Origin of the sequence: Mycobacterium sp. (assembly GCF_032159775.1) — a bacterium.
GTDB lineage: Bacteria > Actinomycetota > Actinomycetes > Mycobacteriales > Mycobacteriaceae > Mycobacterium.
In genome coordinates this window covers 33,189-47,120 of sequence record NZ_JAVHWK010000113.1, presented here as the reverse complement: position 1 = coordinate 47,120, position 13,932 = coordinate 33,189, and the positions used below count along the sequence as shown (strand labels likewise).

The window sequence follows — 13,932 nt, the reverse complement described above, 5'->3', positions numbered from 1 at the left end:
GTGCAGCTGGCAGGGCTTGGTCACGCTTCCCGACCTGCCCGACAAGCACATCGCACGAATCGTCGTCGGTGAGCACGGAAGCGTTGGCCTGTGGCCCGCAGGCGGATCGAGTCTGCAGTGGTGGTTCGACGTGCCGTGGTCGGCGGACTTCGTCAGGCCAGAGCGGCCGATCGAGATGATCCGGTCCACTTTCACCGGATGGATGGACTCGATCGATCGATTGCTCGAGACCCTGACCGACGACGACCTCGCCCGTTCGCCGTTCCCGCACTTTCGGCATCCGATTACCCGCACACCGGGTCAGGGGGCGCTCACGCTGCTCGGAGATGCTGCGCACACGATGCCGCCAACGCTCGCCCAGGGGACCAACCAGGTGCTGCTCGACACGATGGTGTTGTGCAAGGCGCTCTCGGAACTCGACGCATTCGCATATGGCACGATCGCAAACGTGACCCGCACGCTCGGTGAGACGCAGCGCCTGCGCGACCTCAAGCTGTTGCGCAGCGTTCGCGACCGGATGGACCGCGAATACGCGCAGCCGCTCGACGTGGAGGCGCTCGCCCGAGGCGTGAACATGTCGGCGGGCCACCTGTCCCGACAGTTCAAGCTCGCATACGGCGAATCGCCCTACTCCTATCTCATGACGCGGCGCATCGAGCGTGCGATGGCGATGCTGCGCGGGGGAGATCTCAGCGTCACCGAGGTGTGCTTCGCCGTGGGCTGCTCATCGCTTGGCACCTTCAGCACACGATTCACCGAACTGGTGGGCATGTCGCCGAGCCTCTACCGCGAACAAACCTCAGGCGCCACGCATGCGATGCCGTCGTGCGTGGAGAAACAGGTGACGCGACCGATCAGGAATCGAGAAGCGCCTGCCGCGCGACTGCACCTAGCGTGAACGGCATGGACATCACAATTAACGCGAGCTTTCTTCCGCACGAAGATCCGGAGCAGTCGCTGGCGTTCTATCGCGACGCGCTCGGGTTCGAAGTGCGCAAGGACATCGGTCGAAACGCGATGCGCTGGATCACCATCGGCCCTGCGGGTAGGCCGGATATGAACATCGTCTTGACGCCTCCCGGCGCCGACCCCGGCATCACCGACGACGAACGGCGCGTCATCGCCGAGATGATGGCCAAAGGCACCTACGCCAGCATCATGCTTGCCACCACCGATCTCGACGCCGTGTTCGAGCGGGCGCAGGCCAGCGGTGCCGACGTCATGCAGGAGCCGACCGACCAGCCGTGGGGCTCGCGGGACTGCGCCTTGCGCGATCCCGCGGGCAACACCGTTCGCATCCAGGAGGTGAGGCGTGACTGACGCGGCGAAGAAGATCGACGCCCGGATCGACGAACTCGGTGACTGGCGGGGCGAAATGCTGGCGCGCATACGCGAACTGATCAAGCAGGCCGAGCCTGATGTGGTCGAGGAGTGGAAATGGCGAGGCGTTCCGGTCTGGTACCGCGACGGAATGCTCTGTACCGGTGAGACGTACAAGAACCATGTCAAGGTGACATTCGCGAAGGGCGCATCGCTGGACGACCCGTCAGGCCTGTTCAACTCCAGCCTGGACGGAAACACCCGTCGCGCCATCGACATCGAAGAGAACGATCAGCTGGACGAGAAGGCGTTCACCGCCCTTGTCCGGGCCGCTGTCGAACTGAACTCGAGGCCGCACCGGGCCGGTCACGCCTGAGGCTGATCGCCCTCGACGTCGTCGCCCGGCTGCTCGGCCTCGGCGGGTTCCTCGTCGGCGGGTTGCTCGTCGGCGTCAGATGATGCCGGCTCGTCGGCGTCGGATGCTTCCGGCTCGCCGGTCGACGGTGGCGGGTCGTCGGCGGGGGGTGCCTGCGGCTCCACGACTTCAAGGACGCCGTCGTCGAAGGGGTCATAGAGCGGTGAACCGGCACCTGCGGGTGCCGGCGTGTCCGAGTGCGCGCCGCATCCGTATTCGGCATCGACGACATGGCCGTCCGCGGAGAACTCGTTGACGCATGCGCCGAACATCAATCCGAGGGCCCCGGACAGCGGCAGATAGAAACCGCAGTCCCGGCACACGCGGCGGGTCGATCGGGCCATCGCGGACCCTGGTCCGAAGTCGCCGTCGTGCCAGCGCTGGGCGGCGTCGGCCCGACCCAGTTGGCTCAGCAGGCGCCGTCGGCCAAGGCCCAGGTCGTAGGCGACATCGTCGATCGCCGGGTCGCCGGTGGCGGCGAAGCCGGGTACAAGGCGTTCGTCCTCGGCCGGTGTGGCGAGCAGGTCACCGGGACCGAGGTCGCCGGGCTTCAACCGCTCGTTCCAGGGCACCCACTGCGGCGCCAGCAGCGCCGTCGGCCCCGGCACCAACACCACTTCGCTGATCGTGGCGTGGTCTGCGCCGGGATGCGCTGCCACCACCACGGCCCACTGCCAGCCCTGATAGCCGGGCAGCTTGGCCAGGAAACGATGGGTGGCGGCGGTGGGATCGTCGAACGTCGCGCCCAGATACTCGCCGACGGTGTCACCGCTGTGCTCGACGATCGCCGCGCGCGCCACATCGACGGCGCCCGTCAGCACCGCCTCCAGGTCCGCCGACGACTCGATCGCCGATGCGACCGAGCCGTCCTCGGTGGATTCCGTCACGCTGTCCACGTGGTCAATAGTGCCTGACCGGCCCGCGCGCAGCCACACCCGGTCGGCTGCGCGACGCCGCCATCGCGATGGGGGAGAATCTTGTTGTGAGCGGATCACAGCGGGACCCCCGTGATCGGGGAGACGGAAATGATCCGCGCTATTACCCGCCCCGACCGCCTGCAGGCGACGGCGACGAGCACCCGGGAATGGCGAACTACCCCAGCGACGGCGTGAACCATCGACGCCAGCGCCGCTCGTCCACGCCGAGCGCCAACCGGTATCTGCCGGACCTGGAGGCGCGGTCGTCCAGCCGCAGCGATGCACCTCCCGGTGTCGGTGCGGGCGCGGGTCGCGGCGTCCACAGCGGGCCCCGGTCGGCGGCTCAACGCAGCCGGGAGATGGGCACGAAGATGTACGGCCTGTTTCAGCGTGCCGCCACCGCCGACGGAGCCGACAAGTCGGGCCTGACCGCGCTGACGTATCCGGTGATGGCCAACTTCGCCGTCGACTCCGCAATGGCCGTCGCGCTGGCCAACACGCTGTTCTTCGCGGCGGCGTCAGGAGAGAGCAAGAGCAAGGTCGCGCTCTACCTGATCATCACCATCGCGCCGTTCGCGATCATCGCCCCGCTGATCGGTCCGGCACTCGATCGCCTACAGCACGGCCGCAGGCTCGCCCTCGCCATGTCGTTCGCGCTCCGCAGTGCACTCGTGGTGGTGCTGATAGCCAACTACGACGGCGAGACTGGCAGCTTCCCCTCCTGGGTGCTCTATCCATGCGCACTGGGAATGATGGTGTTGTCCAAGTCATTCAGCGTACTGCGCAGTGCGGTGACCCCGCGTGTGCTGCCGCCGACCATCGACCTGGTGCGTGTCAATTCGCGGCTGACGGTATTCGGCCTGCTCGGCGGAACCATCGCGGGCGGCGCGGTGGCGGCGGCCGCGGAATACTTGTTGAACCTGTTGCACATGCCAGGCGCCCTCTACGTCTGCATCGCCGTGACCGTGGCAGGCGCAGTGCTCGCGATGCGCATCCCGAAGTGGGTGGAGGTCACCGAGGGCGAGGTGCCCACCACCTTGAGCTACCACGGCCGCAGCGACGAACTGCGCCGCCATCCGCAGCGGTTCTCCGAGGCCGGCGGCGCACGACAACCGTTGGGCCGCAACATCATCACTGCGTTGTGGGGCAATTGCACCATCAAGGTGATGGTGGGTTTCCTGTTCCTCTACCCCGCGTTCGTTGCGAAGTCGCACGAAAAGAGCGGCTGGGAGCAGCTGTTGATTCTCGGCCTGATCGGTGCGGCGGCGGCCATCGGCAATTTCGGCGGCAACTACGCCAGCGCCCGGCTGCAGCTGGGGCATCCGGCGCAGTTGGTCGTGCGCAGCACCGCCGCGGTCACCGTGGCCGCGCTGGCCACCGCACTGACCGGAAAGCTGTTGGTGGCGGCGCTTGCCGCGTTGGTGACATCGGCCGCGAGTGCGATCGCGAAGGCCTCACTGGACGCGTCGCTACAAGACGATCTGCCCGAGGAGTCGCGCGCGTCGGCGTTCGGACGGTCGGAATCGCTCCTGCAGCTGGCCTGGGTTGCGGGCGGCGCGACGGGGGTGCTCGTGTATACCCAACTGCACATTGGCTTTACGGTGATCTCGACCATGCTGATACTCGGGCTGGCGCAGACGCTCGTCAGCTATCGCGGCGACTCTCTGATCCCCGGACTCGGCGGCAACCGCCCGGTCGTCGCGGCGCAGGAGGGTGCGCACGCGAGGAGCGGAAAAGGCAAGGGCTGGACGGTGCCGCGGGAGTGAAGAGAGGTTTGGCGGTCCTTGTCGCCGTCGCCGTGCTGGCGTCTGTCGCGACCGGTGTGCTGATCTGGCGGTTGACCCGGTCTCCGGCACCCGAGCACCCGGAGATCAGCGCCTACACCCGCGGCCAACTGGTGCGCGTCGGACCGTATCAGTTCTGCAATGTGCTCAACCCCACCGAATGCGAAACACCGCGCAGTGACGGCCAATTGGCCGTCGATGCGCGCAACGCGGTGCAGCTGTCCGTGCCGCAGGCGATTGCCCGTGCGCCGTGGGTCCTTGTGCGGTCCTACGAAGGCGCCGACGTCGTCAACGAATTCCGGTCGAGTAGCACACTGGCGGTCACGATCCCCACGATGGATCCGCACCGCGGCAGGCTTTTCGGCTTCGCGGTGCAGCTGCCGACGCTCGTGCGCGACGAGGCGGGCAACGAGTTTCCGTGGACGCACGCCGAGTGGTCGGTGCGCACCACCTGGCCCTAGCCTGCCCCGTGTCCGGCGGGTACGCGCTCGCCGTCCCGCGTCGGCCCGGGCGGTGAGCCGTCGCCGAACGGCCTGCCGCCCAATGCTTCCCGGCCGTGCGGTGTCAGCCAGTTCGACAAGCCCGGGCCCTTCGGCACGATGCGGGTCGGGTTGATGTCGGTGTGCACCATGTAGTAGTGCTGCTTGATCTGGACGAAGTCGGTGGTGTCACCGAAGCCGGGAGTCTGGAACAGGTCGCGCGCATAGCCCCACAGTGCGGGCATCTCGTCGAGCTTGGAGCGGTTGGCCTTGAAGTGACCGTGATAGACGGGATCGAAGCGCGCCAGCGTGGTGAACAACCGGACGTCAGCTTCGGTGATGGTGTCTCCGACCAGGAACCGCTGATTCTCCAGCCGCCCGTTGAGCCAGTCCAGCGCGGTGAACAACCGGTCATAGGCCTTCTCGTAGGCCGCCTGCGAGCCGGCGAAGCCGCACCGGTAGACGCCGTTGTTGACCTCGGTGTAGATCCGCTTGGCGACCTCGTCGATCTCCTCGCGGAGCGGCTCGGGATAAAGCTCCGGTGCCCCGTCGCGGTGATACGCCGTCCACTCGCCGGACAGGTCGAGCGTCATCTGCGCGAAGTCGTTGGCGACGACCTGCCCTGTCGGCACGTCGACGATTGCGGGCACCGTGATGCCCTTGGGGTAGTTCGGATCGCGGGCGAAGTAGGCGTCCTGCAGCCGCGGGATCTTGAGCACCGGGTCGACGCCGCCGGGGTCGAGGTCGAAGGTCCAACTGCGGGCGTCGTGGGTGGGCCCGCAGAAGCCGATCGACAACACATCTTCCAGGCCGAGCAGCCTGCGCACGATGATGGCGCGGTTGGCCCACGGGCAGGCCCGCGCGACGATCAGCCGGTAACGGCCGGGTTCGACGGGATAGCCGTCGCGGCCGTCCGCGGTGATGCGGGTGGTGATGTAGTCGGTTTCGCGGTTGAACTCGCCGCCGCTGGAGACATATTCAGCCATGCCACCAGCATGCCCCCATTCGCGCGGGAGGCTACTGGCCGTCGAGTTCTCGGGCGACGGCCTTGACCACCTCGGACACCCGGCGCGCCACCTTGCGGTCGGGGTAGCGGCCCTTGCGTAGCTCTGGCTGCACCGCGCCTTCCAGCAGCGTGATCATGTCCTCGACCATGCCGTGCAGTTCGTCAGGCGAGTGCTTGTGCTCGGCCGCGGCGGCCTCACGACGGGTACGTGTCAGGCTCGGTGGCGAGTCGAGGATCTTCAGGCTCAACGCCTGCGGGCCACGGCGACCGGCTGCCATGCCGAACTCGACCTTCTGTCCCGCTTTCAGTCCGTCGACGCCTGCAGGCAGCGCGGAGGAACGCACGTAGACGTCCTCGCCCTCCTCCTGCGACAAAAAGCCGAAGCCCTTCTCGACGTCGTACCACTTAACCCGGCCGGTCGGCACTGGTCTCACCCGCTCGTCTCTGTCAATCACATAAGGAAAGCGTCCCGCCTTTTCCGCAGGGACGCGTTGGGAAGATCCTACTCGGAGGCCGCGCAGACCAGCACCCCCATTACTCGGTAGGCTGAAACCCACGCTGGAGGAAGAGATGCGCCTGATCCTGAACATCATCTGGTTGGTTTTCGGCGGCCTGTGGCTGGCGCTGGGATACCTGCTGGCAGCTCTGATCTGCTTCATCCTGATCGTCACGATCCCCTTCGGCTTCGCGTCGCTGCGCATCGCGTCCTATGCGCTGTGGCCGTTCGGTCGCACGGTGATCGACAAACCGGGCACCCGGCCGGGTGCGCTGATCGGCAACATCATCTGGGTGCTGCTGTTCGGGATCTGGCTGGCCATCGCACACGTCGTCACCGCGGTCGCGATGGCGGTGACGATCATCGGCATCCCGCTCGCCCTGGCCAACCTCAAGCTCATCCCGGTCTCGCTGGTGCCGTTGGGCAAGGAGATCGTGCCCGTCGATGAGACGCGCGACCTGTCCTCAAACTCTTCACGAGCCGCCGCGTGACCGTCGTCGCGCTCGGCGTTCCCTCGGTGTCTCGTCCCGTCGGGCCCGCACCGACCGACGGACCGCTGCTCGACACCTACGGCCGGGTGGCGACCGATCTGCGGGTGTCACTGACCGACCGCTGCAACCTTCGGTGCACGTACTGCATGCCTGCCGAGGGGCTGGACTGGATGTCGGGCGAGCAGCTGCTGACGGTCGACGAGCTCACCCGCCTGCTCGGCATCGCGGTGACCCGGCTCGGCGTCACGCGCGTTCGCTTCACCGGCGGCGAGCCCCTGTTGGCCAAGCGCCTGGAAGAGGTCGTCGCCGCGACCGCCGCGTTGCATCCTCGACCTGAAATCACGTTGACCACCAACGGGATTGGCCTGCATCGCCGGGCTGACGGCCTCAAGCGCGCCGGCCTGGACCGGATCAACGTGTCGCTCGACACGGTCGACGCCGAACATTTCGCGCACATCACCCGTCGCGACCGGCTCGCCGACGTGCTGGCCGGCCTTGCCGCGGCGCACCGCGCGGGCCTGCGGCCGGTCAAGGTGAATGCCGTCCTCGACCCGACGACCGGGCTCGAGGACGCGGTGTCGCTTCTGCGCTTCAGCCTCGAGCACGACTACCGGCTGCGCATCATCGAGCAGATGCCGCTTGACGCCGGTCACGAGTGGTCCCGCGGCACGACAATCGGCGCCGACCAGGTGCTGGCCACCCTGCAGAGGCACTTCACGCTGACCCCGGACCCCGCTCCACGCGGCTCCGCGCCCGCACAACTCTGGCTGGTCAACGGCGGCCCAGCGACCGTCGGCATCATCGCGTCGGTGTCGGATGCATTCTGCTCGGCCTGTGACCGCACCCGACTGACCGCCGACGGCCAGGTGCGCAGCTGTCTGTTCTCCCGCGAGGAGACCGACCTGCGCGCGCTGATGCGTACGGGCGCCGACGATGCCACCGTCGAGGCGGCATGGCGCGCCGCGATGTGGGCCAAGCCCGCGGGCCACGGCATCAACGACCCCGACTTCGTGCAGCCGGACCGGCCGATGAGCGCGATCGGCGGATGACCGTGGAAGCTGCCACTGCGCAGACGCTGACGCTCACCGTGCGGTACTTCGCCGCGGCTCGCGCCGCCGCAGGCACCCAGACCGAAACCGTGCAGACGGCGTCCGGGACAACCGTCTCCGCGCTCGTCGAGACCCTCGCCGAGCGCGGTCCTGAGCTCGCCCGGGTGCTGCGGCGGTGTTCCTTCTTATGTGACGGCGTCGCCGTTCGCGACCAGACCGCAGAGCTGACAAACGGGCAGATAATCGATGTGCTGCCGCCCTTCGCCGGCGGCTAATCGTGATTTACGTCACATAACAAAATGGTCACAAGCTGGCTACAGACTGGTGGAGCACGACATGCACCAGCAGAAACGCCCGAGACTCCTGCGCTTTTAGAACCTCATTAGGATTTGCCGCCAGGCGAAACGCCGCAACGAGCAAAAGATGACTACAACGCGCAGACCCGTTAAGTTCTTCCGCAAGCCAGTCGACCCTAATCGGCTAGCCTTTCCTGCCTGGTAGCGCCGAGCTCCATCCGTCGGGCAGGAACTCACCGAAAAATCATGGATGGAGGCGGGGGACCCAACCGGTCCACCGAAAAAGGACCAGGAGCCGCTTGCGGCTCCTTGGGGTGAAGCCGAAACCGTTTCTCGAAACGGCCAGGCCGGGCAACCTCTCCAGCCCGAACCCGACAGCTGACCTCGCGGGCGCATCAGAGAGGACTTAACACACCCATGAGCAGTGGACGGCACCGTAAGCCCACGTCATCGGCAAAATCAGTAGCGAAAGTCGCCTTCACGGGCGCAGTCATCGGTGGTGGAGGCCTCGCCCTCGCCGGGCATGCGGGAGCAGCCACCGATGGCGAATGGGACAAGGTTGCAAGCTGCGAGTCCGGCGGCAACTGGGCCATCAACACCGGCAACGGCTACCAGGGCGGTCTGCAGTTCTCGGCGGGCACCTGGCGTTCGCACGGCGGCAGTGAGTTCGCGCCGTCGGCCCACATGGCCACGAAGGAAGAGCAGATCGCGGTCGCCGAGCGCGTCCTCGGCAGCCAGGGCCGCGGCGCGTGGCCGGTCTGCGGCCGCGGGCTGTCCAGCTCGACGCCGCGCAACGTGATCGACAACGCTCAAGAAGCCGTCGACGGCGCCATCGATGCCGCGGGGTTGAATGGCGAGCTGCCGTCACCTCCGCCTCTCGACCCGTTCGCACCGCCACCACCGGATGCCGCTCCCGTCGACGCGCTGGCCGCCCCGCTGCCCGACGCCCCACCGCCGGCACCCGAGCTTCCGCCGCCACCGGCACCCGAGCTTCCGCCTTCCCCGGCCGCCGAGTTCGTCTCACTCGACGCGCCGCTGCCCGACGCGTCGCAGATGCCCGACGTCCCGCCGCTGCTGGACACCCCGCTACCGGACGCCGCGCCCGTCGCGCATCCGGTCGTCAACGCCTCGCTCGAGCAGCCCGCAGCGGACTGGGATGTCGCAGCCGACGCCCCCGCCGACGGCCCCCAGCAATGGGCGCTGCACATGGCACCACCGCCGCTGGAGCCCGCGCCGACGCTTCCCGGTCCGGCCCCGGTCGATCCGCTGGCCGCACCGGCGCCCGCAGCCGATCCGTTGGCATTGGTGAACTCGGTCGATATTCCTGCGCCGGCTCTCGACGCGGCCAACCAGGCGGTGACCGGCGAGCTTCCTGTTGCGGCCGCCGAGGTCCCGCACCTGGCCAGCCCGCAGAACCTGCCGACAGGCACCACGCTGAATGAGGGCGACCTACCGGCTCAGAGCCCCAACGTCGGCTACCTCAAGGATTTGTGGCACGCGATCCAGACCCAGGACATCACGGGCAAGGACGCGCTGCTCGCGCTGACCCAGCGGCCGATGTCGACCCCGGAACCGGGTTCGGAGAACCTCAACGCGGGTCCGGGCATCGCTCCCGGGCCGGTCGGGGATGTTCCGCCTGCTCCTCTCGGAGCCGAGGTTGCGCCCGCGCCGATGCCGGGCGAGCCGGTAGTGCCGCCTGCGCCCGTCGGCTAGGCCGAACCCACCCACTCGTCGGAGCCGTCGGCGAAGAACTGGTGCTTCCACACCGGTAGCCGTGCCTTGACGCTGTCCACCAACCGGGCGCAGGTGTCGAACGCCGCCTGCCGATGGTCGGCGGCGACGGCGGCCACCAATGCCGCGTCTCCGATCTCGAGTGCACCGATGCGGTGGCTGACGGCGATCGCCCGGACACCCGTGCAGTCGGCCGCGATCTCGGCGGCGACGTCTGCGAGTGTCTGCTGGGCGGTCGGGTGCGCGGAGTACTCGAGCCTCGTCACCGAGTGCCCGCTGTCGTGATCCCGGACCACGCCTGCGAAGCCGACGACGGCCCCTGCGGCCTGATGCGCAACCAGACCCTCGTGCTCGGCAAGCTCGATGGTCTGATCGGTCAGCTCGGCGCGCAGCACGACGGCGGTCACTGCGCGTGGTCCTTGCCTGCGAGCTGGTCGAGCGCGTGCTCGAGAACATCGTCGAGCACGCCGAGACCGTCCTTGACGCCACCCGTCGATCCGGGCAGGTTCACGATCAGCGTGCCGTCCCTGACGCCGCAGACGCCGCGTGACAGCACCGACGTCGGCACGTGCGGCAACCCGGAGCGCCGGATCGCGTCGGCCAGGCCCGGAATCTGGTAGTCGACCATGTCGGCGGTGGCGTCAGCAGTGCGGTCCGTCGGCGAAATGCCGGTACCGCCGGAAGTGATTATCGCGCTGACGTTTTCGCCGACCGCCGCGAACAGCGCGCGCACCACCGCGCTGCCGTCCGCGGCCACGACGGGCGCGGGGGTGACGATGCCGCGCTGGTTCAGCCAGTCGACGATGATCGGGCCGGTGCGGTCGGTGTAGACGCCGGTCGCCGCGCGGGTCGATGCGATGATCACCCTCGCCGTACGCGTCATGTCCATCTGTCCTTCGGGCGAGCGCTCATCACCGTGTCCACGTCCCCGTTTTTCCGCCCTCTTTGCGGAGCACTCTGATGTCGTCGATGCTCGCCGCCGGGTCGACGGCCTTGAGCATGTCGTAGAGCGTCAGCGCGGCCACGCTCACTGCCGTCAACGCTTCCATCTCGACCCCGGTGCGGTCGGTGCTGCGCACCGTCGCCGTGATGCCGACCTCGGCCTCGCCGATCTCGAAGTCGACGTCGACCCCCGTCAACGCCAGCTGATGGCACAGCGGGATCAGGTCGCTGGTGTGTTTGGCCGCCAGGATGCCTGCGACCCTCGCGGTGGCGAGCGCATCACCCTTGGGTAGCCCTCCGCTCGCGATGAGTTCGACCACATCGGCGCGGGTCCGCAGCGTGCCTGCCGCGACGGCGCTGCGCCTGGTGGCGTCCTTGCCGGTCACGTCGACCATGTGGGCCGCGCCCGACTCGTCGAGGTGTGACAGCCGATCCCCGCCAGGCTGGACCACCGTTATTTGTTGACGACGGTGACCGGGTGCGTATACGGCAGATCCTCGGACGGCATCGGGAACGTCAGGTCGCCGAAGGGCGACAGCGCGCCGGTGCGGTCGGCGGCCAGCTCGCTGACCGCGTGATCGTCGTCGACGTCGGTGGTCGGCCACCCGTTGTCGATATAGCGGGTCTTCTGCTTCTTCTCTGCCACGCCCCATATTGTGGCAGGCGCCGCGGCGAGTGGCGAGACCGGCGCGGACGCGAGGAGCGAGACGGGCTTGAGCCTGCTTTACGCTGGTCAGTAATGTCCGAACACAATCCGGGCGCCCCGTTGGGTGCCTGGCTAGCCGATTTGCCTGACGAGCGGCTGATCCGGCTGCTGGAGCTGCGGCCCGACCTGACTCAGCCGCCGCCCGGCAGCATCGCAGCACTTGCTGCCCGCGCGCAGGCCAGGCAGTCCGTCAAGGCCGCCACCGACGAGCTGGATTTCCTGCACCTCGCGGTGCTCGACGCACTGCTGACCCTGCACGCCGACACCACGCCGGTGCCGCTGAGCAAGCTGACGTCGCTGATCGACGGCCGCATCGGCGAGGATGGCCTGGCCGCCGCCGTCGACGATCTGCGCGAACGCGCTCTGGTGTGGGGCGACACCGAGGTCCGGGTGGCCGCCGAGGCCTCGGCGGGCCTGCCTTGGTATCCGGGACAGGCGGTCCTCGAAGGCGCTGAGCTAACCAGCGCCGAGATCGCCGATCGGCTCGCTGTCGTCGACGATGCGCAGCGCGATCTGCTGCGGCGGTTGACGGAGGGCTCGCCGATGGGCAGGACCCGCGACGCCGCGCCCGGCACGCCGCCGGACCGGCCCGTGCAGCGGCTGTTGGCGGCGGGCCTGCTCCGCCAGATCGACGCCGAAACCGTCATCCTTCCCCGACTGGTGGGTCAGGTGTTGCGCGGCGAGGTCCCAGGGCCCCTCGGGCTGACGGCGCCAAACCCCGTGGTGTCGACGACGACCGCAGCTGACGTCGACGCAGTCGCAGCGGGCGCCGTCATAGATCTGTTGCGCGAAGTCGAGCTGGTGATCGAAACCCTGGGCGCCACACCGGTTCCCGAACTCCGCAGCGGCGGCCTCGGTGTACGCGACGTCAAGCGGTTGACGAAGGTGACCGGGATCGACGAGCAAAGACTCGGCCTTGTCCTCGAGGTCTCGGCCGCCGCGGGGTTGATCGCGGCCGGCCTGCCCGACCCCGAACCACTCGACGGCTCTGGGCCGTACTGGGCGCCGACCGTGGCCGCCGACCGGTTCATCGAATCCCCCGTCGCTGCCCGCTGGCAGCTGCTTGCGTCGACCTGGCTGGACCTTCCCGGTAGACCGGGGTTGATCGGCAGTCGTGGACCGGACGGCAAACCCTATGCGGCGCTGTCGGATTCGCTCTACTCCACCGCCGCACCGCTGGACCGCCGGTTGTTGCTCGCCGTACTCGCCGACCTGCCCGAGGGGGCGGGGGTCGACGCGGCAGAGGCGTCGAGCGCGATGGTGTGGCGGCGCCCCCGCTGGGGGGTGCGGCTTCAGCCGCAGCCGGTCGCCGACCTGCTGACCGAGGCGCACGCGCTCGGCATCGTCGGTCGCGGCGCGATCACCGGGCCTGGACGCAAGCTGCTCGCGGGCGATGTCGGTGCCGTCGATGCGATGGCGCGGGTACTGCCCAAGCCCATCGACCACTTCCTGCTGCAGGCCGACCTGACCGTCGTCGTCCCCGGGCCACTCGAACGCGATCTCGGCGAGCAGTTGGCTTCCGTGGCGACCGTGGAGTCAGCGGGTGCGGCCATGGTGTATCGGATCAGCGAGTCGTCGATCCGGCGTGCACTGGACACCGGTCGCACGGCAGGCGAACTGCACGCCCTTTTCGGGCGACACTCCAAAACCCCTGTACCGCAAGGTCTTACTTATCTCATCGACGACGTAGCGCGCAGGCACGGACAGCTGCGGGTCGGGATGGCCGCGTCGTTCGTCCGTTGTGAGGATCCCGCACTACTTGCCCAGGCGGTCGGCGCGCCCGCCGCCGAACCCCTCGAGATGCGGCTGCTCGCCCCGACTGTCGCGGTGTCACAAGCGCCGATCTCGGAGGTGCTCGCGGCATTGCGCACCGCGGGCTTCGCTCCCGCCGCCGAGGATTCCACCGGAGCGATCGTCGACATCCGCGCCTGCGGTGCGCGCGTCCCCGCGCCTGCCTATCGCCGCGCCCCTCGAGCGCCGACGCCCGCGCCGGGCCAGACGTTGAGCGCGATCGTCGCCGTGCTGCGCAAGGTCGCGGCGACGCCGTTCGCCAACATGCGGATCGACCCGGCGGTGGCCATGTCGCAGCTGCAGGAGGCGGCCCGGGTGCAGAGCTCGGTAGTGATCGGATATGTCGACCCGGCCGGGGTGGCCACCCAGCGCGTGGTGGCGCCGGTGTCCGTCCGCGGCGGCCAGCTGACCGCGTATGACCCCGCGACGGGCCGGGTCCGCGACTTCGCCATCCACCGCGTCACGTCGGTGATGTCGGCCGACGAGGCCTGATTCCGCGGGGCTGTCGG

The 13,932-nt window shown here is 68.4% G+C and carries 17 protein-coding genes, 1 pseudogene and 1 riboswitch; of the genes and pseudogenes, 11 read left to right on the top strand and 7 right to left on the bottom strand.

Translation table 11 applies throughout. From position 1 onward, the window contains the following. Window positions 1-175: 175 nt before the first annotated feature. From QOJ24_RS13620 to QOJ24_RS13605, 4 genes and pseudogenes are all read left to right on the top strand, one after another. A pseudogene (locus QOJ24_RS13620) lies at window positions 176-355 on the top strand (2-polyprenyl-6-methoxyphenol hydroxylase); the annotation flags it as partial. Between the two features lie 162 nt (window positions 356-517). Then, complete coding sequence (locus QOJ24_RS13615; RefSeq protein ID WP_526261976.1) at window positions 518-898, top strand: helix-turn-helix transcriptional regulator; 381 nt, start codon at window positions 518-520, stop codon at window positions 896-898. Between the two features lie 5 nt (window positions 899-903). Further along, window positions 904-1,320: a VOC family protein gene (locus QOJ24_RS13610; RefSeq protein ID WP_526261966.1), complete on the top strand. Its 417-nt coding sequence runs from the start codon at window positions 904-906 to the stop codon at window positions 1,318-1,320. Continuing rightward, the gene (locus tag QOJ24_RS13605) at window positions 1,313-1,696 is read left to right on the top strand and encodes a DUF1801 domain-containing protein (protein ID WP_526261964.1); all 384 of its coding nucleotides are present in this window, start codon (window positions 1,313-1,315) and stop codon (window positions 1,694-1,696) included. Before QOJ24_RS13610 ends, QOJ24_RS13605 begins: the two co-directional genes overlap by 8 nt. Here QOJ24_RS13605 and QOJ24_RS13600 read toward each other — a convergent pair. Further along, window positions 1,687-2,631, bottom strand: coding sequence for a DUF3027 domain-containing protein (locus QOJ24_RS13600; protein ID WP_526261962.1), 945 nt, complete (start codon window positions 2,629-2,631; stop codon window positions 1,687-1,689). The two genes, QOJ24_RS13605 and QOJ24_RS13600, sit on opposite strands and share 10 nt — an antisense overlap. 86 nt (window positions 2,632-2,717) lie before the next feature. Here QOJ24_RS13600 and QOJ24_RS13595 point away from each other — a divergent pair, with 86 nt between their 5' ends. Beyond that, entirely contained in the window at window positions 2,718-4,418 is a 1,701-nt protein-coding gene (locus tag QOJ24_RS13595; RefSeq protein ID WP_526261960.1) for an MFS transporter, read from the top strand. Further along, a complete protein-coding gene (locus QOJ24_RS13590) occupies window positions 4,415-4,897 on the top strand; it encodes a DUF2771 family protein (RefSeq protein WP_526261958.1) in 483 nt (160 codons plus the stop codon). Before QOJ24_RS13595 ends, QOJ24_RS13590 begins: the two co-directional genes overlap by 4 nt. Here the strand turns inward: QOJ24_RS13590 and QOJ24_RS13585 are convergent. Both QOJ24_RS13585 and QOJ24_RS13580 read right to left on the bottom strand, forming a co-directional pair. Then, window positions 4,894-5,901, bottom strand: a complete 1,008-nt coding sequence (locus tag QOJ24_RS13585) for a glutathione S-transferase family protein (protein ID WP_526261956.1) — start codon at window positions 5,899-5,901, stop codon at window positions 4,894-4,896. The two genes, QOJ24_RS13590 and QOJ24_RS13585, sit on opposite strands and share 4 nt — an antisense overlap. Window positions 5,902-5,932: 31 nt before the next feature. Beyond that, on the bottom strand, window positions 5,933-6,346 hold the full coding sequence (locus QOJ24_RS13580; RefSeq protein ID WP_526261974.1) for a cold-shock protein: 414 nt from the start codon (window positions 6,344-6,346) through the stop codon (window positions 5,933-5,935). A 145-nt stretch (window positions 6,347-6,491) separates the two neighbouring features. On the opposite strand from QOJ24_RS13580, the gene QOJ24_RS13575 reads away from it, so the two are divergent. The 4 genes from QOJ24_RS13575 (at window position 6,492) to QOJ24_RS13560 (ending at window position 9,966) form a co-directional block, all read left to right on the top strand. Further along, window positions 6,492-6,908, top strand: coding sequence for a YccF domain-containing protein (locus tag QOJ24_RS13575; RefSeq protein WP_526261954.1), 417 nt, complete (start codon window positions 6,492-6,494; stop codon window positions 6,906-6,908). Further along, on the top strand, window positions 6,905-7,957 hold the full coding sequence (gene moaA, locus QOJ24_RS13570) for a GTP 3',8-cyclase MoaA (RefSeq protein WP_526261952.1): 1,053 nt from the start codon (window positions 6,905-6,907) through the stop codon (window positions 7,955-7,957). The genes QOJ24_RS13575 and moaA overlap by 4 nt, the downstream gene beginning before the upstream one ends. Further along, window positions 7,954-8,232 carry a MoaD/ThiS family protein gene (locus QOJ24_RS13565; protein WP_526261950.1) on the top strand — a complete coding sequence of 93 codons (279 nt, stop codon included), beginning with the start codon at window positions 7,954-7,956 and terminating at the stop codon, window positions 8,230-8,232. The genes moaA and QOJ24_RS13565 overlap by 4 nt, the downstream gene beginning before the upstream one ends. A 245-nt stretch (window positions 8,233-8,477) precedes the next feature. Then, a riboswitch (cyclic di-AMP (ydaO/yuaA leader) is annotated at window positions 8,478-8,661 on the top strand. 9 nt (window positions 8,662-8,670) lie between these two features. Then, window positions 8,671-9,966 (top strand): transglycosylase family protein, encoded by a 1,296-nt coding sequence (locus QOJ24_RS13560; RefSeq protein ID WP_526261948.1) that lies wholly within the window; start codon window positions 8,671-8,673, stop codon window positions 9,964-9,966. Here the strand turns inward: QOJ24_RS13560 and QOJ24_RS13555 are convergent. The 4 genes from QOJ24_RS13555 to QOJ24_RS13540 are packed head-to-tail and all read right to left on the bottom strand — an operon-like array spanning window position 9,963 to window position 11,581. Beyond that, window positions 9,963-10,391: a molybdenum cofactor biosynthesis protein MoaE gene (locus QOJ24_RS13555; RefSeq protein WP_526261946.1), complete on the bottom strand. Its 429-nt coding sequence runs from the start codon at window positions 10,389-10,391 to the stop codon at window positions 9,963-9,965. The genes QOJ24_RS13560 and QOJ24_RS13555 overlap by 4 nt on opposite strands. Beyond that, entirely contained in the window at window positions 10,388-10,867 is a 480-nt protein-coding gene (locus tag QOJ24_RS13550; protein ID WP_526261944.1) for a MogA/MoaB family molybdenum cofactor biosynthesis protein, read from the bottom strand. The genes QOJ24_RS13555 and QOJ24_RS13550 overlap by 4 nt, the downstream gene beginning before the upstream one ends. A 28-nt stretch (window positions 10,868-10,895) precedes the next feature. Beyond that, complete coding sequence (gene moaC / locus QOJ24_RS13545) at window positions 10,896-11,321, bottom strand: cyclic pyranopterin monophosphate synthase MoaC (RefSeq protein WP_526261972.1); 426 nt, start codon at window positions 11,319-11,321, stop codon at window positions 10,896-10,898. Between the two features lie 59 nt (window positions 11,322-11,380). Further along, complete coding sequence (locus QOJ24_RS13540) at window positions 11,381-11,581, bottom strand: hypothetical protein (protein ID WP_526261970.1); 201 nt, start codon at window positions 11,579-11,581, stop codon at window positions 11,381-11,383. Between the two features lie 84 nt (window positions 11,582-11,665). Here QOJ24_RS13540 and QOJ24_RS13535 point away from each other — a divergent pair, with 84 nt between their 5' ends. Further along, window positions 11,666-13,915 carry a helicase-associated domain-containing protein gene (locus tag QOJ24_RS13535; protein ID WP_526261943.1) on the top strand — a complete coding sequence of 750 codons (2,250 nt, stop codon included), beginning with the start codon at window positions 11,666-11,668 and terminating at the stop codon, window positions 13,913-13,915. Window positions 13,916-13,932 lie beyond the last annotated feature (17 nt).

Coding starts and splice junctions, on each gene's coding strand:
- QOJ24_RS13615 (WP_526261976.1), top strand. CDS start 518: ATGGACCGCGAATACGCGCAGCCGCTCGACGTGGAGGCGCTCGCCCGA.
- QOJ24_RS13610 (WP_526261966.1), top strand. CDS start 904: ATGGACATCACAATTAACGCGAGCTTTCTTCCGCACGAAGATCCGGAG.
- QOJ24_RS13585 (WP_526261956.1), bottom strand. CDS start 5,901: ATGGCTGAATATGTCTCCAGCGGCGGCGAGTTCAACCGCGAAACCGAC.
- QOJ24_RS13575 (WP_526261954.1), top strand. CDS start 6,492: ATGCGCCTGATCCTGAACATCATCTGGTTGGTTTTCGGCGGCCTGTGG.
- QOJ24_RS13565 (WP_526261950.1), top strand. CDS start 7,954: ATGACCGTGGAAGCTGCCACTGCGCAGACGCTGACGCTCACCGTGCGG.
- QOJ24_RS13560 (WP_526261948.1), top strand. CDS start 8,671: ATGAGCAGTGGACGGCACCGTAAGCCCACGTCATCGGCAAAATCAGTA.
- QOJ24_RS13550 (WP_526261944.1), bottom strand. CDS start 10,867: ATGACGCGTACGGCGAGGGTGATCATCGCATCGACCCGCGCGGCGACC.
- moaC (WP_526261972.1), bottom strand. CDS start 11,321: ATGGTCGACGTGACCGGCAAGGACGCCACCAGGCGCAGCGCCGTCGCG.
- QOJ24_RS13535 (WP_526261943.1), top strand. CDS start 11,666: ATGTCCGAACACAATCCGGGCGCCCCGTTGGGTGCCTGGCTAGCCGAT.